Annotated in this window: 11 protein-coding genes and 1 pseudogene; 10 read left to right on the top strand and 2 right to left on the bottom strand. The window is 58.6% G+C overall.

The genetic code is table 11. The features are described from left to right. Positions 1-7: 7 nt before the first annotated feature. The 6 genes from HZZ16_RS12700 to HZZ16_RS12675 all read left to right on the top strand — a co-directional run bounded on the left by HZZ16_RS12700 (position 8) and on the right by HZZ16_RS12675 (position 11367). The gene (locus HZZ16_RS12700) at positions 8-997 is read left to right on the top strand and encodes a glycosyltransferase family 2 protein (protein ID WP_283815799.1); all 990 of its coding nucleotides are present in this window, start codon (positions 8-10) and stop codon (positions 995-997) included. Then, entirely contained in the window at positions 994-2031 is a 1038-nt protein-coding gene (locus HZZ16_RS12695) for a glycosyltransferase (RefSeq protein ID WP_197948795.1), read from the top strand. The genes HZZ16_RS12700 and HZZ16_RS12695 overlap by 4 nt, the downstream gene beginning before the upstream one ends. 92 nt (positions 2032-2123) lie before the next feature. After that, positions 2124-3257: a glycosyltransferase family 2 protein gene (locus tag HZZ16_RS12690; protein ID WP_246510096.1), complete on the top strand. Its 1134-nt coding sequence runs from the start codon at positions 2124-2126 to the stop codon at positions 3255-3257. After that, the gene (locus tag HZZ16_RS12685; protein ID WP_197948794.1) at positions 3254-4639 is read left to right on the top strand and encodes a glycosyltransferase family 2 protein; all 1386 of its coding nucleotides are present in this window, start codon (positions 3254-3256) and stop codon (positions 4637-4639) included. Before HZZ16_RS12690 ends, HZZ16_RS12685 begins: the two co-directional genes overlap by 4 nt. 307 nt (positions 4640-4946) lie before the next feature. Beyond that, entirely contained in the window at positions 4947-10922 is a 5976-nt protein-coding gene (locus tag HZZ16_RS12680; protein ID WP_197948793.1) for an Ig-like domain-containing protein, read from the top strand. Further along, positions 10915-11367, top strand: coding sequence for a hypothetical protein (locus tag HZZ16_RS12675; RefSeq protein ID WP_197948792.1), 453 nt, complete (start codon positions 10915-10917; stop codon positions 11365-11367). The genes HZZ16_RS12680 and HZZ16_RS12675 overlap by 8 nt, the downstream gene beginning before the upstream one ends. 69 nt (positions 11368-11436) lie before the next feature. Here the strand turns inward: HZZ16_RS12675 and HZZ16_RS12670 are convergent, their stop codons facing one another. Next, entirely contained in the window at positions 11437-11682 is a 246-nt protein-coding gene (locus HZZ16_RS12670; protein WP_197948791.1) for a hypothetical protein, read from the bottom strand. Between the two features lie 68 nt (positions 11683-11750). Beyond that, on the bottom strand, positions 11751-12788 hold the full coding sequence (locus HZZ16_RS12665) for a hypothetical protein (protein WP_246510095.1): 1038 nt from the start codon (positions 12786-12788) through the stop codon (positions 11751-11753). A 2709-nt stretch (positions 12789-15497) separates the two neighbouring features. Between HZZ16_RS12665 and HZZ16_RS12660 the strand changes: the two genes are divergently transcribed. From HZZ16_RS12660 to HZZ16_RS12645, 4 genes and pseudogenes are all read left to right on the top strand, one after another. Then, complete coding sequence (locus HZZ16_RS12660) at positions 15498-15914, top strand: hypothetical protein (protein ID WP_197948790.1); 417 nt, start codon at positions 15498-15500, stop codon at positions 15912-15914. A 227-nt stretch (positions 15915-16141) separates the two neighbouring features. Beyond that, positions 16142-16967: pseudogene (locus HZZ16_RS12655) on the top strand (GDP-mannose 4,6-dehydratase). Then, positions 16948-17889 (top strand): GDP-L-fucose synthase, encoded by a 942-nt coding sequence (gene fcl / locus HZZ16_RS12650; protein ID WP_197948789.1) that lies wholly within the window; start codon positions 16948-16950, stop codon positions 17887-17889. Before HZZ16_RS12655 ends, fcl begins: the two are co-directional and overlap by 20 nt. A gap of 172 nt (positions 17890-18061) precedes the next feature. Next, a partial coding sequence (locus HZZ16_RS12645; RefSeq protein WP_197948788.1) for a 2-dehydropantoate 2-reductase N-terminal domain-containing protein occupies positions 18062-18476 on the top strand: 415 nt, incomplete at its 3' end.

The following is an 18476-nucleotide window of genomic DNA, read 5'->3' as shown; positions in this document are numbered from 1 at the left end:
CAAATCAATGGACTGGCGGGGGAAGCCCGCAGCTGTAGTGGAGCCGCCGCTTCGACCTCGTTGGTCCGTCATGATCCCGGCGTACAACGTGGCGGACGACCTACGGCGAAGTCTCTCCAGCGTTCTTGAGCATGGGTGGTCGGTCGATGTCATGCAGATTCAGGTGGTCGATGACGCCTCGACGACAGACGATGCCGCGCGGATCGCAGAGGAGCTGGGCCAGGGGCGGGTTGAGTTCTTCCGTCAGCCCGTCAATGTCGGACACGCTCGCAACTTCAATACTTGCGTCGAGCGCGCGAGGGGACACTTCGTCCACATCCTTCACTCCGACGATTGGGTCAAGCGGGGTTTTTACGATGAGATGGATACCCTGTTTCGCGCTTTTCCCGGAGCTGGAGCTGCTTTCTGCCGGCACGCCATCGTAAGTTCGGGCGGAAATATACAGCGGGTCTCTGCTGTGGAAAAAACGGCACCTGGCATTATTGAGCGGTGGTTCGAGCGCATTGGGGCTGAGCTTCCGCTTCAACCTCCCTCTATGGTCGTCCACCGTGCTGTGTATGAGGATTTGGGCTCCTTCGACACCCGCATGGCGAGTTGTGCCGAGGACTGGGAGATGTGGGCCAGGATTGCAGCGTTCTATCCGGTCGCGTTCACTCCCCAGATCCTCGCCTATTACCAGGATACGGAGGGGTCGATTACTAAGCGATCAATCAGCAGTGGTCAGAACATGAAGGATGTCCGCCGGGCGATCAACATCCTCGGTGGCTATGTCGATACGTCGGTGGGCCGCTCAGTGCTTGCTCGTGCTCCTGAAAATTGGGCGAAGTGGGGCATTTACTGGAGCTACACGCTGATTTGTCGCGGAGAATTCAAAAGTGCACTCGTACAGTTGTGGCAGAGCCTGCTCTGCAGTCAGTCTCGACGCACATTGGCGGCGGTGCTGAACATGGCGCTGTTTTTTTTGAAGCGGCGTTTGCGTGTTCTGGTTCGGTCATGACGATGAAACCGGCGATCGCACCGCTCACCGACATGAGCAGCCGGAGCAGCCTGGCCCCCGTCAGCGATGACCGGCACAGGCCATTCTGGTCAGTGATGATTCCAACGTACAACTGCGCAACCTATTTGCGACAGACGCTGACGAGCGTCCTGGCCCAGGACCCTGGACCGGATGTCATGCAGATCGAGGTCATCGACGATGCATCGACGAAAGACGACCCGGAGGCTGTCGTTCGGGAAGTCGGCCGTGGACGAGTGCTTTTCCACCGGCAGAAAGTGAACGTCGGGCATACAGCCAATTTCCAGACCTGCCTGGAACTTTCTAGAGGACGGATCGTGCATCTGTTGCACGGAGACGATGCCGTGCGACCGGGCTTTTACGAGAAGATGAGAGTTGCGTTTGAGCGGGTGCCCGGACTGGGTGCAGCGTTTTGCCGCCAGATCTACATCGACGAGAATGGCCGCGAGGTCTGGGAATCTCCCTTGGAACGCGAGAACAGCGGGATCCTGGAGAACTGGCTGGAAAAGATCGCGGTTCGCCAGCCGATACAGACCCCTTCGATAGTTGTCGCTCGCGATGTGTATGAGCAAATTGGTACATTTGATCGCAGGCTTACAGCGGTTGAGGATTGGGAGATGTGGGTGAGGATCGCGGCGCACCGTGAGGTCTGGTTTGAAACTGGGCAACTCGCCTTGTACCGCGTTCACGGCACGTCAAACACGGCTCGTGTGGTGCGTTCAGCCGAGAACCTGCGCGACGTACGGCGCGCCCTCGCGATCATCCGCTGCTATCTTCCCCAGGAGACCGCCGATGCAATCGTGAATGCCTCGCTCGCCTTTTGGGCCGGCGATGCACTGAGGAACCGTGTACCGGTCTACATCAGGAAGGGTGACTTCGCAGCGGTGCGTGCTCAGCTCGAGGAAGCTCTGCGTTGTAGCCGCTCACCGGGAACGCTTGCGGCATTAGTCGCCTTGCTGCCGGCTCTCGTCGGAATGGTCCTGCGAAGGCCATCTCAAAACACGGGTGTCGCGTGAACATATTCGCGGCTGGAGACAAATTGGGTGCAACACACTCGGAGGCGGAGCGCGATTGGCCGCCCGTTCCGATGGCTGTGCTTGATCTTGAGATGACGGATCTTCCCGACCAGTTGCAAATCTCGGAAAAATGCCGAGCCGGGTTGGCGCTGCTTAGGGTTCGCGGGCGACCGTGCGGCCAAGCCGTGGTCCGGTTGGATCAGCCAGACAATCCTCTTTTGCCCACTATCCTCGCGGGCGCGGATTCGGCGTTTTGGGAGGCATGGCTGAGATGCCGGCTGGGCCTTGACGCCTCGTACGCCGACAGACCGTCCACCATGTCGGTCAGCGTAGCCGTTTGTACGCGGGATAGGCCTGAGGACCTGAAGCGCTGTATCGATGCGCTGCTGCGAATGCCGGACGACGGTCAAGAGATTCTCGTGATCGACAATGCCCCTTCCAGCGACGCAACCGCGATGATGATCCAGCAAATGTCACGCATCCGTTACGTGCGTGAGGACCGCCCAGGATTGAACGTCGCTCGCAATCGTGCGTTGGAGGAGGCGCGAGGAGAGCTAGTTCTTTTCACCGATGACGATGCGGCTCCGGATCCGCTCTGGCTGCGCCGGCTCGCGCGCAATTTCGACGATCCGCTGGTCCTTGCGTCAACCGGGCTCACGATGGCACTCGAATTGTCCTCGGCAGCCCAAATTGACTTCCAGCGCTATGGCGGCTTCGTACGTGGATTTAAGCGTGTCGTATACGATGCAGCCGAGCACGATCCACTGTTGGCGTGGCACGCCGGGGCCGGGGTGAATATGGCAATCCGCCGCTCCGCGGTTCAGCTGGTTGGCTCATTCGACGAGGCGTTCGACGCGGGAACACCCACGCATGCGGGTGGTGACAGCGAAATGTTCCGGCGGATTCTCTCGGCGGGCTATCGCATTGTCTACGATCCAGAGGCGCTGAATTGGCACAGGCATCGCAAGAGCGCGGACGAGTTGCGTCGGCAGCTCTTCGGGTACGAGGTTGCAGGTGCGTCGCTGCTGACGAAAGCGTTCTTCGTTGATGGAGACATCGGCGCCCTGCGGGAAGCCGTTCGTTGGCTTAAGCGCGAAATACGGTTCTTGTTCCGAGCAGTGCTAGGGCGACCGAATGTTCCTTCGTTCTCTGTGAGTTTTGCGCGCTTTAGCGGAGGACTTGTCGGGCCTTTTCTCTACCTCAGGTCAAGAAGGCAAGTGCGATGACTGCCGAGCAAGCAAGTCCTTCGCTCAGTGTTGTTATCCCCACCCACAATCGCCGCGAACTGCTGCACAGGGTGCTGGATGCTTTGGCCCACCAGACCGCCGATCCCGCGACGTTCGAAGTTATCGTGGTGCCCGACGGGTGCGCGGACGGAACTGAAGGCATGTTAGGTGCGCAGAACTATCCTTTCGCGCTAAAGATTGTTGAGCAATCGGACAGCGGCGGCCCGGCTGCTGCCCGCAATGCCGGCTCCAAAGCGGCCGTCGGCCGCATATTGCTGTTTCTCGATGACGATGTCGAACCATCTCCCGGCTGGCTTGAAGCTCACCGGCGTTCCCACGAGCTGCAAGTCGGACCGGTTGTGGTGTTGGGTCCATATCCGCCGGTACCGCACGCGTCTCCGGAGCTGTTTCGCGCGATTGCGCGCAACTGGTGGACGAAGCATTTTGACGAGCTCAAAGATCCGGGACACCGGTTCAGTTTTCGCGACCTCTTAACGGGAAACTTATCATTGCCGGCCGAGGTGTGGGAGCAAGTGAGCGGCTTGGACCCGAGCTTTCGGGCCCATGAGGACTACGAGCTTGGCGTGCGGTTAATGCTACGGGGAATCCCCTTTCGCTTCGCCAGTGACGCCTTGGCATATCATCATGAATACGAGACGACGACCCTTGCCGGCGCTTTCCGTCGCGCGCGAGAGGAAGGTCGCTCCGATGTTCTTCTCAGCAAAAAGCATCCGCATGTGCAGACCGGTCTTAGGGTAACTACCCTATTTCCTCGGTCGTGTGGGATAAGAGGTGTCCTTCACCATCTACTCTTTGTATTTGGCGAATGGATTGATCCTTTGGCACAAGGCGTGGCGGCCATGTTGCCCATTATCGCTCGCAGACGTCTGCGGGGTCTATATTTTGCGCTCTACCACGAACTGAATGAATATTGGTATCTTCGCGGAGTGGCCGAGACCCTGAAGACGCGGTTGGCGTGGAAACGATTTGCCAACGGCGCTCCCCCACCGCATCCGGCCAAGAAGCTAAGCGTCGATCTCAGGGCGGGGATACGCGCTGCGGAAGTCGCCATGGATCGAGCTCGCCCGGACGAGGTGGTGCTTCGGTACGACGGAAAGGAATTCGGCGTGCTGCCGTGCGAGGTTGGAGTTGAGCCGTGGAAAGGAAGCCACTTGAAGCCTGCCCTATGCGGTCGTCTTGCGCAAGACTACCTCGAACGTCTGCTTGAGGCAGGGGACATGGAAGGCGTGCCGCCCATTTGTCGGGATGCAGTTCAGCGCGGAATTACCAAGGCCAGGCTTGCTATGAAGGTTCCGCGTGAGCAGATGTGGTGGGAGCAGGACGGTCAGTGGCGCGTTTTCATCAGCGGTGCGGGCGATTGACGGGCTTCACCGCATTCAAGCTGAGTTCCGTTCTGCAGTACGTGCCGCAACCCTACCAACCGGTCCGGGTCGTGCAAAGCCCACATCTCAGAACAGCTCGCCGGGCGATATGTTCGAACAAGGTTGAGCGCGTCGGCGGCTCGCGTGCTGATCCCTGTGTTTCTACGGTGTAACCGTAAAGCTAAATCGTTTATTCGTGGGCTGTTTTAGGCCGCCCTTAAGTAACTCGGTACGCTTTGATTCGCAGATCTTTCATATCCTTCAATTTGTCTGCAAACCGGTAAATTCGATTTGACGCCTGTCTTCGATGTTCGTCGTGCAACGAGAGCACGCGACCATCATGCCCTATGCCCTGACGATCAATGGAACCTTCGGCGCCGATATTCTGTTTGGCGACACTGGAAGCGACCTGCTAACCGGCGGGGCCGGAAGGGACCTCTTCGTTGTTTCGAAGGGGTATGGCTCCGACACCATTAGCGACTTTCAGGCAGGGGCCGGCGGCGATGCGCTTCGCGTGCAGAACTATGGATTCGCAACATTTGCAACTTTCATGTCTGCTGCAAGGCAGTCAGGTCTAGACGTTGTCGTCACGCTCTCTTCAACCGAGACGCTCACGTTGCAGAATGTCGCGCTCTCGTCTCTCACGGCCGCAAACGTCATTCTCGACAATCCGCTGCCGATCAGTGCATCGCCGAATACAGCGTGGACCACGATCGGAGCAGGAGGCACGCTGACCGGCGGCGCAACCAACGACTCGCTGCAGGCGATGGGCGACGGTGTCACGCTAATCGGCGGCGCAGGCGACGACTCGTACTTCATGTACAATCATGGAACGAAGGTAGTCGAGCTCGCTGGCCAGGGGATCGATACCATCTACGATGGTATGATTGACGGCTACAGTCTGGTGAATGCGCCTAACGTCGAGAATCTCACGTTGGGAAGCAGCTATCACGCGCCTGCGACTGGCAACGATCTGGACAACATCATCATCGGCAGCGCCGGCAACAACATGATCGACGGCGGCAGGGGCAATGACGTCCTTACCGGCGGAGCGGGCAGCGACACGTTCGTCGTCCGGATCGGAAACGGCAACGACATCATCACCGACTTTCAGACTGGTGCCGGCGGTGACATTCTTCAGATCAACGGTACAAACTTCCAGACGCTCGCCGACGTCACTGCCGCCATGCAACAGGTCGGCACCGATATCGTCCTGTCGCTCGGCAATGGCGAGAAAATAACGCTGGAGAACACCAAGGTTCAGAATTTCACGACAGCCAACATCAACATCGTCACGGCGCCATCGGGATTGATCCAGACCTTTGGCGACGATTTCAACTCGCTGTCCGCCGGCCAGGATCCTCACCTGACCTGGAAAACGAGCTATGCCTGGAGCGGAGTGGCAAGTTACACACTTCCCGGCGAGCAGCAGGTCTATGTCGATCGGAGCTTCACGGGCCTGCCGGGGACGCAAGCGTCGAGCCCGCTGGGCTTGAATCCGCTCTCGATACAGAACGGGCATCTTGTGATCTCGGCCGCGCCTATTCCATCCAGCGCTCTCGCCTATGTTGGCAATCACCAATTCTCGTCTGGAGTGATCACAACCGAGAACAGCTTCGTTCAGACCTACGGCTACTTCGAGATGAAGGCCACGCTGTCCGATACGAAGGGCGCTTGGCCTGCTTTCTGGATGCTGCCGATCAATACGAATGGCCTGGCTACCGAACTTGACATCTTTGAGGCCCTGGGACGGGACCCTGATCAGGCTCATTGGGGTTTCGTATCCTCGTCCACGGCAAGTCAGGGTTATTGGGCGAATACCGCAAACCTCACCGCCGGAGATCACACCTTCGGTGTGGAATGGACGCCCTACACGCTGACCTACTTTGTCGATGGTGTCGAGGTCGGGCAAGTCGCGACGCCATCTGACATGAACACTGCGATGTACATGATCGCCAATCTCGCGATGGGCGGAAGCTGGGCCGGCAATGCGGATCCTGGTGCAACGGCGCAGATGAGCATTGACTACATCAAAGCTTATCAGTTGTCAGAGTACACGCTTGCGAATTACACGCTCAGGAGCAGCGGTGTTGCGTCGACAGCCATGGGCGGTACCATCGCTGCCGACAGCCTGACCGGGACTTCAGGCAACGACCTGCTCGGTGGCGCGGGCGGCGCCGATATAATGACGGGCGGCACGGGCGACGATACCTATGTTGTCACCGATACGAATGCGAAGGTCGTGGAAGCCTATGGCGGCGGCGTGGACACGATCCTGTCGTCGGTCAGCTACACTCTGTCGAGCCACGTCGAGAACCTGACGCTGACGGGTTCGTCGGCGTTGAATGCCACCGGCAACTCCCAATCCAATATCCTCATCGGCAACAGTGCGGCTAACGTCATCACGGGCGGACTAGGCAATGACATCCTGATCGGTGGCGGGGGCGCCGACACATTCGTCGTCAACTCGGGTGACGGCTCGGATGTCATTACCGACTTCACGCCGGGATCGGCTGAGGGGCACGATATCATTCAACTGAAGGGCTTTGCGTTTACGTCCTTCGGCGACGTCAAGGCGGCGATGACGCAGGTCGGAAACGACGTTTATCTCGCGCTGACGAGCCAGGACACGCTGGTTATCCGCAACACCACAATCTCGGCCTTCACCAGCGACGACTTCCAGCTGCCGTCTACTTTGCCCGTGGGAGGTACGATCACCTCGTGGGTCAACGGATCGACGAGCAGCCGCACCGTCTACGGCACTGCCGCGAACGACAAGATCACGGCAGTAAACTACAACGACACGCTCGTGGGGTGGACTGGTGACGATACCTATGTCATCAACAGCGCGAGCCAGAAGGTAGTTGAAAACGCCGGCGGCGGCATCGATGCGGTCCAGGCCTGGACCTCCTATACTCTTGCGTCGAACGTCGAAAATCTGACGCTGATGATGGGCGGACTCACCGGCATCGGCAATGATTGGGCAAACCGGATGGTCGGCTCCGGCGGGAGCGACATCTTGAACGGTGCTGGCGGCGACGATTGGCTGTTCGGCGACGTGGGCAACGATACGTTTATCTATGGGATCGGAAGTGGCCGCGATGCGATAGCCGATTTCCGCACCTTCACGAGCGCAACCACAGAGCACGACAAGCTGGTGCTGAAGGGATATGACGCCAGCGCTTATCTGACAAATATGGGTGACGCGTGGACCGTTCACTACGCGGGTGGAACGGACAGTTTACGGCTTGTCGGTGTAACGCAGCTATCTTCGTCTGATTACGTGTTCGTCTCCTCCACCGGCGCGGCGATGAGCATGACGGGACTGACAGCGCCGACGTTTTCTCTGGCGGGCTCGACCTCGTCGGCCGCTGGTGGGCTTGTCCCCGTGAGTCAACTGACGCTGACCGGAACGGCGCAGGCCGGAGTGACGATCAAGATATTTGATCAGACCACGCAGGTCGGTATCGCGACGGCCGATGGTGACGGTACCTGGACCTTTGCAACGTCGGGCCTGGCGGACGGAAGCCATTCCTTTACCGCTATCGCGACAGACGGCACCGGCAACGTCAGCACCGCTTCAGTTCCTGTGACGGTCACGATCGATGCAAAGGCGCCAAACGCCCCCTCAATCGCCTCATTCTCACCGGACAGCAACATCGTCGGCGACGGAATCACAAACGCAAATCAGCTGACGCTGAGCGGGACGGCGGAAGCCGGCGGTAAGGTGCTGATATTCGACGGCGCGACGCAAGTCGGCACCGTCACGGTCGATGCCAACGGCAACTGGTCGCTTGCGAGCGGCATTTTGGTCGACGGGACCCACGCCTTTACAGGCAAGGCGGTGGACGCCGCCGGCAATGTCAGCGCGGAGTCGAGCGTTCTTAATGTGATGGTGGATACGGCCGCGCCCAATGCGCCGGTTCTCGTCTCGGATACACTCGCTACCGACAACAAGGTAGTGGTATCCGGAACAGCAGAGGCGGGCAGCACGGTCAAGTTGTACGAAGGGACGATGCTGCTGGGAACTTCGGTTGCGGCATCAAACGGAATCTGGAGCGTCACGACCGGCTCGCTTGCAGCAGGAGCGCATGCATTTACTGCCACGTCGACGGATGCGGCCGGGAACGCCAGCAACCTTTCGTCGTCGCTTGATTCCGTCATTGGCACGTCGATCGAGTCGGCTGGAGCAATCAGTCTCGTTCAGGTGGGCAGCAATTATCTTCTCAGTCCGACGGCTAGTGGCAATGGGCCGACGCTAAAGTACAATGGTGACGTCTATATCGCAGGGCAGTTCAGTGGATGGGCGCCGATCGGTGTCGAGATGATCGTCGGTGGTTATGAGGTGGCTTGGAAAAATCCTTCGACGGGCATGTACACGGTGTGGATGACCGACAATAACGGAAACTTTACGTCGTATTTGCTAAACAATGTGAAGGGTACCAATACGTCCTTGGAATCCGTCGAAAGTATCTTGCGTCAGGATCTAAACGGAGATGCTACAATTGGGCTTCCGGCACCAAATAAGGTGATTGAGTCGAACGGTGCTACAAGCCTCATTCAGGTCGGCGACAATTACTATCTCTTCAGCAACATCACAGGAATCGGTCCTCAGTTAAAATTTGGTGGTCTGCCGTTATTGGCAAGTCAGCGAACCTCCACACCCGCGTTGGGTGCCGAGCAAACTGCCACCGGATATACTGTTGTGTGGAAGCTCTCATCAACGGACTATTCAGTTTGGACTACCGACAGCAACGGCAATGAGACATCCTACGTACACGTATCTGCAACCAGTAGTGCGCTGGTCTCCTTGGAAACGAAATTCCAGCAAGACCTAAACGGCGACAGCGTCATGGGCGCAGTTACTCCGTCAGTGGATGCTCCCATGGCCGCTGTCATCGAGTCGCAGGGAAAGACCAGTATGATGCAAGTGGGAGACAATTTCTTTCTCCTGGACGGTACCGGAGCTGGGCCCGAACTGAAATTTAGTGGTCTGCCGGTGTTGGCAAGTCAGCGAACCTCTACGCCGGCGCTGGGCGCCAAGCAAACCGCAACTGGTTATACTGTCGTGTGGAAACTCAGCGGCAATGACTATTCCATTTGGAATACTGATAAAGCCGGCAATGAAACATCCTACGTACACGTATCTGCGACAAGTAATGCGCTGGTCTCCTTGGAGACGACATTCCAGCAAGACCTAAACGGCGACGGCACCATGGGCGCAATTACTCCGTCAGTGGCTGCTCCCATGGCCACCGTGATCGAGACGCAAGGAAAGACCAGCGTGGTCCAGGTGGGGGACAATTTCTATCTCCTTGATGGTGCGGGAGCTGGCCCCGAACTGAAGTACGGGGGGCTGCCAGTCCTAGCAAGTCAGCGCGTAATGATCCCAGCGCTGGGCGCCGAGCAAACCGCAACTGGTTATACTGTTGTGTGGAAACTCAGTGCGAATGACTATTCGATCTGGAATACTGACAAGAGCGGAAATGAGACTTCCTATGTCCACGTATCTGGAAGCGACAGCGCTTTAAAGGCACTAGAAGTTAGCTTCTTGCAAGACCTGAACGGCGACGGTCTAATCAACACGGCATCAACCGTGCTGGACATATCCGGCAAGGCGGTCCTGAGCCTGAGCAATATGAGCCAAGCGTTGATGATTGAGGCAGGTGCGACGCTCGAGTTGACTGGCGCGGCGTCAGGCGCGGTCACGTTCTCCGCTGCGACCGGCACCCTGGTGCTCGACCAGGCCTCTCAATTCGCCGGCACGATCTACGGCCTCTCCGGCAACGGCGATCCGTCCGGCTCGGACATTCTCGACCTCAAGGACATCTCGTTCGGATCAGGCACGAAGGTGACCTATTCCGGCGATACCGCGGGGGGGATACTCACCGTCTGGGACGCGCAGAACCATACAGCACAGATCAGGCTGGCTGGAGACTACACCCATTCGACGTTCAATCTGTCGAGCGACGGAAGCGGAGGCACTCTCGTCATCGACCCGCCCATTGATCAGTTCAAGTTCTCTGTTGCGGGGGCCTCAACACTGCCTCAGCTGCCAACCCATCTTAGTGCAGTCGATGGCGATGCATTCAAATTCAGTGAGATTGTCGCCGTTCCGTCAGGTCAGCCTCTGATCTCCACCCACCATGAATGGGACCAAGTGTTTTTGACCGCACATTTCGGTGAGACGTTCGATTACAATCACGCGCAAGGAGCAACTCAGATCGAGCTCGCACCTCATATCGCCCCTATCGATCTTCACAGCTTCCTGTTGCATGCCTAAGACGTCCGCGCAGCTCTCGCTTTTGATATGTGAGGGGCGTAAAATCCGTCCCTTGTTGGACCTTATTTCAAATCGGGGAAAAATCCTTCAAGCAATTATCGCCGCCTTGGTAGTCCAGGGATTGGCGTGTTCTGCTGCGCTTGCCGGAGGTACCTGCATTCTGCATCCGCAGGCATTTCGATTGAGGTCCGACACTATTCGCTGGTCGATCAAGATAAAATCCGGCGAGCAATGCATCCAGGGCCTGCGTTGGTCGACGCTCATGATCGACAAGGTCTCGATCATCGAACCGCCCAAAGCCGGACGTCTCATCGTGGAGGGACCATCCTTCCGCTATTTCGCCGATTCTGCTGGCGGTTCGGATTATTTCAAGCTCGAGATCAGCGGCACTTCTCTGCGTGTCAATGGAGTCTCCTCTCTCGAGGTTGACGTCAACCGGCAGTGAGCTCTCGATTCCGAACCAGTGAAGACGTCTAACTCAACCTGTACCACTCTGGGAGCCGAAAGCCGTAGTCTAGCGAGGGGGATTGGTTCGATTGCTATTCAGATTCGGATTCGCTGAAGGGGCTGGAGGAACTCCCTGACCAATGGGGTTCTTGAAGGGGTTGTTGCTGGGCTGAGTTGCGACCGGCGAGCGTGAACCGGTGGTATAGCCCTGCGAGCGCACCGTCGTATTCCTTTGTTGCGTGTTCTGGGCGAAAGTTGGAGCGGCAAGCGTGGAAACCAACGCCGCGATGAGCAAAGACATCGGCATATTCATAACGGTCTCCATTCTGAATAAGTTAAGACTCCACTCTACTTAGGTGCCGTTGCTCTCCTTATAAGGCCTCATGGCTTCTTGCAGGCCGAATAAAAAGTGCCATTCGTAGCAACCACCCGCTCGATGCATTGCCTCGGATCGACGATGTCACCACCAACTCTGAAATAGTAGGCCTGATTTTTCAGGATAAGCGCATAGCGCCCAGGCGGCAGTTCCAGCGCCGGGTCCTCGCTATGAAGCTCATACATTTCGGAACTGTCAGGCAAAGGAGATACGCGGAACGGATAGGAGAAGTTGCGTATCACCCACGCCTCCTCGCTGTCGCCCAGCTTTTTGCCCGTCGCTTCTGCCGAGAATTCGCGCGCTATCCTGGCGACCACGCGGATCTCGGCCCGCTCCAAGCTATTGTTCAGGGAATCGCGGCGGAACACGATGAATTTTGGGTGGCCGTTTGGGAGGGCGGCCTGATCGGGCATTTTGAAGGCCGCGGAGATGGCGACCCTGATATCCGGTGGCCTTCCGGGCAGCAGTGGCAGTTCTGCGAGCGATTGGTCGTCGACCACGGCATAGACGCCATAGTCGGTCGGTCGAAGAGGGGAACGCTGCGGCGCCGTTCTAGCGGACTGAGCCGTCGCTGCGGTAACCGGGGCAGGTGATGCGGCGATAGCCGGCTGTCCCTCCCGCTGGAGACCATTCCCAAGCGATGCCAGGCGCTCTCGCTGGTGTACGACGAACGCGGCCGTACCGACAAGCAGCAGGAGTATGGCGGCTCGTCTCGCGATCGACCAGAAGGATCCGCTTGCACCAAGGAGCCGGCGGTCAAGCTCAACAATCGTATGTGTGGCCGCCGGGGGCAGCTCCCGAGCCCAAGATCGGTAAGCATCCGAGAGGCCCGAGCCCGACAACTGCTGGGCCGATTGCAGCGGAATGCCCACTTGCTGCCGCGAGAACTCCTCGACGCCGCGGATGGCAGTTTCCAACGCCTGCTTCGCCCGCTGAACGTCTTGAGGGCTAGAAGTGGTGGCCTGCTCGTCGAGCTTGTAACGGGCGAGATCATAGACGATCTGACGCATGTGCTCGGGATGACTCTGAACCGTCTCCAGCATGCGCGAAATCACGAGGGCAAATTGAACCTCCGCGGAGGCAGGCTCCGTTCCGTCCCCACCAGTTATGCTCAAATCGCGCGAACGCATCCCTGCCAAATTCCCCATTCGGGCCGAAAAGTCGCGTTTCTTCAAGGGCTAGCCTTGAATACCAGCCTTCTTTCTTCCATGCCATAGCGATGCTCGACCCGTTTTTTTTCCTCAGTACTTGTGAGCAAGCTCCAAGGCGAGGCCTCCTTCGGCGCAGCGGCATGCCGATCTGGATGCGCCATGTGATGACTCATATTTCTGCGTTCCAAATGCGCAAAAACAAACTAGGATGGCTCGCCTATGCCACAACCCGTGTGAGACCATGTTTTCTGGACCGCGCCCCGACACTGCCGCACTATGCCTCGTCGCGCTGCTTGCGGTCTCCGCGATGGATCCCGCGTCTGCCATTACTGCCGAGGTGGCCAGAAAATGCAGCGCGCTCATGGCCAAACAGTTTCCCCCTCGAGAGCCCGGCAACCCTGCTGCAGGTAGCGCAAAGGGGACTGGTCGCGATCAGCAGGCATTCTTCAACAAGTGCGTTGCCAATGGGGGCAAGATCGACGACAACGCTGGAAAATAGAGAAGCACAGGTCGTGTTCACGATGCCCTGCTAGACTAGTGCTGAGCTCGGTCGTCAGTCTGTACTTCGCGCGTTGGATCTACGGGGGCTGATGCGTTACCCTCGTACGTTAGACGCAATGCGAGTGTCCCAAGAGAGAAGGACAGCCGTTCAAGAGTTCTGACGAGGAAAGCCATTCGCGCGCCCGAGGTTTTTGCTCAGTGAGCTGAACTAACGATTGCATAGGCCCAGGGTTTCAATCCGATGGCTGATCGAAGCAATCTTTCGAATCACCGATGTTTCGCCAGTGAGCCTAGCTGCGTGCAGGCGGTGTGCAGCTCCAATTGTTCGTCTGAGAGCACAATTTTGTATCATGTGCTGACTGCAACGACCCATCGCTAGGCGATACGAATTGTCGCGCCATTGGAGGCATCAGTCCAGCGGGCGCGTGGCAGTGAGCAACTGCAAGCCACGGCTCCCCGCCTCCCGGCTGAAAACTTGCGAAGATGACCTGTAGCTCACCTGTCAACAGAATTGGATCTATCCGAAGATCCAGTCTTTGCAGCTGCAGAAGGGCGGAGCAGAAAGGTCGGCAGTTCGCTCGCTCGATGCGGCTGCACATAGGACTGATTTGAGATATTCCGCGCGACGCTCCCGCGAAATCGCTGCGCGCGTCGTGTACCCGGCTGCAAAGGAGATGGCGGCAGTAGATGACAGGATCAGCAAGCCAAGCACGCGATGCTCCGCACAAGATTTTTGGTTTCGTTGTCTCTCAGGAGCGGCCCACGCAAATTTCGTGCCCGTTTTTGGGGGGTACGATCATACCGGAATTGCCGGCCGCTTGTACGTGGGCCGTACCCTCCCTTCGTTGCGCTTACTTCTTTCGTTTGCCCGAAGAAGGTCGTGATCGCTCGAAAGTGTGCTGAAGAAGACTGGGAAATCGGCTCAAGCCGAGGCTGAAGCCTTTATGATGCGCCGCTCGCAATCCAAGCTCTGGGATCTAAGCCGCAAGGACTCTATGTTTAGCGGGGTAGAGTGGCTCAACGTTGTTCATTGTCGTATCAGGCCCTTTCGGGGAAGGCGGCTCCGGAACGTTGCCGTCCTTCGCCATGCAGTCCCTGAAATAATTGTTGCGATCAGCGCTCATGCGCACCGCCCCGGGGCGTTGATAGGGATAAAGCAGGTAGGAATAGCGGATGCACTTCTTGGCGGTTTCTGCGCTGGGACCCGCTGCAGCCGGAGTCAATCCCGCAGCAACCATCTGAAGCATGACGTATGCCGCGGCAATTGCTGGCCGAGAGAACATCTGCATGAAAATTTGCCAAACTGAATTCGCCCAGTTCCTAGCCGATCTCCACCCAAAAAGAAACGATCAGACGGCCGGAAGTAAAGACGTAAGGAGCGGTATCGGCCGCCTTACGAGGCGCCCGACACCTGGATACGTTTGTTCAAACCTGGGCGGATGCGAGCGCCTGCCTACCAGATCGAGCTGTGATGGCAGCCACGCGTTCGTTCCGTGATCCAACTCGCATTTGGCCTTACCCGGCCCGGGATCTCCGAGGCGCGATAGGTATATTGTAATTAGTGGTATTGCGTATGAGGAAGGCTGGCGGTTGGCTGACCCCAGTGGGCTTCAGGTAGGGTTCATACAATCGATATCGATCGCGCCGTTTGCGGGAGACCGCCCCACGCGCGGTGTAGCCGGCCGCGAAAGACAGCACGGCTGTCGATAACAAGAGAACAAGGCCCAGCACGCAAATCACCCAATCGCTTTCGGAGGTACGATCAAATCCAAACGGCGAATCGAGTTCCGCGCCCAATGTTGCGAAACCTGTGAAAAGCCAAGTCGAAGCCTAGGATTCATTAAGCAATTGAGACGTCGGTACTTCTTCAGGCGGCCCATGGTCCGCGACCTCGACACGAGCATCGCGGCAGACGCCTGACTTTAGTGATCATCCGGACAAAGTGCGGCGAATTAATGCCTTGGATCGCGAAGTTTGAGTGCGCCCGTCGGAGCGCACCTAACGAGGAGTTTACCAAGGGAAATGGGCCGCGCTCGGCACTTACCGATGATTCAATATTTGCCTCCATTTTTCGCCTGCACACGAGAAGGGGGCCAGCCAATGTCACGCCAATTCATACGTGCATCCATTGCAGCCGTGCTGGCGCTTCTCGCATCAGTCGCCGCTACCCACGCCACGCCCAACTGTCTGCGCGATATCAAGCCCTACAGACTTGCCGGCGACACCATGGAATGGTCAATGATGATTGCGCCCGGTGGAGATTGCATTCAGGGGTTGCGATGGCCGACGATGCAGATCTACAAGGTAGAACTGACGGAGAAGCCGAAGAGCGGCGAGATCGTTCTAGTTGGCCCAGGATTCCGCTATTTCGCAAAGCCGGACTTTGCGGGCACCGACAAATTCACCCTCTTCGTGACGGGCAAAAACCGGCATGACGAAGGGGCTTCGACTATCGAGATCACAGTGTCCCGGTCCAGCCCCCCGCTGCTCGTCAGCGCTGTCAGCGGTCCGAAATAAGTCTGCTCGAGCCGCTTGCGCGGGCCGACAGGGCGCAGGGTGCCGTGTCTTTGCGGCCACAGGGGGCACGGCTTCATCGCGGTGCGTCTCGATCGCCGTACGTCTCTCCTCCCGGGATTGACCTGGTGGACCGATGCGGCCAAAAAGAGCCGCTGCGGACGGCTTTCTCGCAGTATCGCCGGCCAGCCAGATCGTGAAGCCGCCGGGTGACTAGGAACAAGGTTTGCATGGCTGAGCGGATCGCTCTCATCACCCGCGTGACCGGCCAGGACGGCGCCTATCGGGCCGAATATCTGCTGTCGCTCGGCTACGTCGTGCACGGGAACAAGCGGCGCTCGTCCTCATTCAATACCGCGCGAGTCGATCACGTCTATCAGGACCCGCACATAGGCAACGTGCCGTTCCTGATGCATTACGGTGATGTGACGGACTCGACCAACCTGATCCGCCTGGTGCAGGACATCAGGCCGACCGAGATCTACAATCTCACCGCCCAGAGCCATGTTGCAGTCAGCTTCGAGAGTCTGGAATATACCGCGAAGGCGGATGCAATTGGCGTGTTGCGGCTGCTGGAGGCGATCCGCATTCTCGGCATGGAAAAGAAGACGCGGTTCTACCAGGCCTCGACTTCCGAGCTCTATGGCTTGGTGCAGGAGATCCCGCAAAAGGAAACGACGCCTTTTTATCCGCGCTCGCCCTACGGCGTAGCCAAGCTCTATGGCTTTTGGTTCGTGACCCGCAAGATCACCTGCGCACTCGGTGCGGGAGATGGTCGAGCTGGCGTTCGCGCAGGTCGGCCGCCGCATCGAATGGCGGGGCGAGGGAGTCGAGGAGACAGACGTCGATGCGGCGAGCGGCAAGATTGTCGTCAGGATCGATCCGGCCTACTTCCGACGGACCGAGGTCGATCTCCTCATAGGCGACGCCAGCAAGGCGCGTCAGGTGCTCGGCTGGAAGCCGAAGCGGAGCTTCGCTCAGCTCGTCGAGGAGATGGTGACGAGCGACCTTGCCGAGGCGAAACGGGACGCAGCCCATGGCAAGCGCACCATTTGAGCTGAAGGGCAAAAGCGTCTACGTCGCCGGCCATCGCGGCATGGTCGGCAGCGCGCTCGTGCGCCGGCTGCAACGGGAGGACGTAAGGCTCGTCACCGTGGACCGGAGCGAGGTCGACCTCCGCAACCAGGCGGCCGTGTTCGGATGGTTCGCGCAGACGCGGCCACAGGTGATCTTCCTCGCTGCCGCGAAGGTCGGCGGCATCGTCGCCAACGATACGCTCCGGGCCGAGTTCATTTACGACAACATCGCGATCGCCGCGAACGTGATCCACGCCGCACATCAGAACGGCGCCGGGAAGCTGATGTTTCTCGGCTCGTCCTGCATCTATCCGAAGCTGGCGCCTCAGCCGCTCCGCGAAGACTACGTGCTCTCGGGGCCGCTGGAGCCCACCAACGAGCCCTATGCGATCGCCAAGATCGCCGGCATCAAGATGGTGGAGGCCTATCGCAGTCAGTACGGTTGCGATTTCATCAGCGTGATGCCGACCAATCTCTACGGCCCCGGCGACAATTATCATCCTGAAATGAGTCACGTGGTCGCCGCGTTGATCCGGCGCTTCCACGAGGCGAAGCTCTCAGGCGCGACCAACGTCGTGGTGTGGGGGACCGGCACGCCCCGGCGCGAGTTCCTCTATGTCGACGACATGGCCGATGCCTGCGTGCATCTGATGAAGACCTATTCCGGCCCCGAACTTGTCAACATCGGCACCGGCGAGGATATCACCATCGCGGAATTCGCGCGCATCGTTGCCGAGATTATCGGCTACAGCGGCGAAATCCGCTTCGACGCCTCGCGTCCCGACGGAACGCCACGCAAGCTGCTCGACGTCAGCCGTCTCGACAGGCTCGGCTGGCGCGCGACCACGTCGCTTGGGGGTGGCTTGAGGCGCGCCTACGCGGCATATCTGTCGCATATGTAGAATGCGACAAATGCATGTCGCGAGCTCAGGGCCGTCCGCAATGGCCGTCACGCACAGCGGTTGAGAGTTATTCGTTCGCGCAGCAACCTGCCCTAATGTTGGGCGCGCGATCGGATAGTGAAATGGTCTAGGGTGTTCACTGGAACAGCCGTCTCCAACGGAAAGAGTCTTCATGCGAATTGCGATGATCGGCACGGGCTATGTGGGATTGGTGTCCGGCGCCTGCTTTGCGGATTTCGGCCACGACGTCACTTGCGTCGACAAGGACGAGAGGAAGATCGCAGCGCTGCATCGCGGCGAGATCCCGATCTACGAGCCTGGCCTCGACGAGCTGGTCGCGAACAACGTGAAAGCCAAGCGGCTCGACTTCACCACCGATCTGAAGCAGCCGGTTGCCGATGCCGACGCCGTGTTCATCGCGGTCGGCACGCCCTCGCGCCGCGGCGACGGGCACGCGGACCTGTCTTACGTCTACGCCGCCGCGAAAGAGATCGCGCAGTCGCTGCAGGGCTTCACCGTGGTAGTGACGAAATCGACCGTGCCGGTCGGCACCGGCGACGAGGTCGAGCGCATCATTCGCGAGGCCA

The sequence above is a fragment of the Bradyrhizobium glycinis genome, from assembly GCF_016031655.1.
In the GTDB taxonomy this organism is placed as follows: Bacteria; Pseudomonadota; Alphaproteobacteria; order Rhizobiales; family Xanthobacteraceae; genus Bradyrhizobium; species Bradyrhizobium glycinis.
This window is presented reverse-complemented; position numbering and strand designations above follow the sequence as displayed.

Excerpts from the sequence above, each read along its gene's own strand:
- HZZ16_RS12700 (WP_283815799.1), top strand. The coding sequence starts at position 8 with ATGGACTGGCGGGGGAAGCCCGCAGCTGTAGTGGAGCCGCCGCTTCGA.
- HZZ16_RS12660 (WP_197948790.1), top strand. The coding sequence starts at position 15,498 with ATGTCACGCCAATTCATACGTGCATCCATTGCAGCCGTGCTGGCGCTT.
- fcl (WP_197948789.1), top strand. The coding sequence starts at position 16,948 with ATGGCAAGCGCACCATTTGAGCTGAAGGGCAAAAGCGTCTACGTCGCC.
- HZZ16_RS12695 (WP_197948795.1), top strand. The coding sequence starts at position 994 with ATGACGATGAAACCGGCGATCGCACCGCTCACCGACATGAGCAGCCGG.
- HZZ16_RS12670 (WP_197948791.1), bottom strand. The coding sequence starts at position 11,682 with ATGAATATGCCGATGTCTTTGCTCATCGCGGCGTTGGTTTCCACGCTT.
- HZZ16_RS12680 (WP_197948793.1), top strand. The coding sequence starts at position 4,947 with ATGTTCGTCGTGCAACGAGAGCACGCGACCATCATGCCCTATGCCCTG.
- HZZ16_RS12665 (WP_246510095.1), bottom strand. The coding sequence starts at position 12,788 with ATGCTGGAGACGGTTCAGAGTCATCCCGAGCACATGCGTCAGATCGTC.
- HZZ16_RS12690 (WP_246510096.1), top strand. The coding sequence starts at position 2,124 with ATGACGGATCTTCCCGACCAGTTGCAAATCTCGGAAAAATGCCGAGCC.
- HZZ16_RS12685 (WP_197948794.1), top strand. The coding sequence starts at position 3,254 with ATGACTGCCGAGCAAGCAAGTCCTTCGCTCAGTGTTGTTATCCCCACC.
- HZZ16_RS12675 (WP_197948792.1), top strand. The coding sequence starts at position 10,915 with ATGCCTAAGACGTCCGCGCAGCTCTCGCTTTTGATATGTGAGGGGCGT.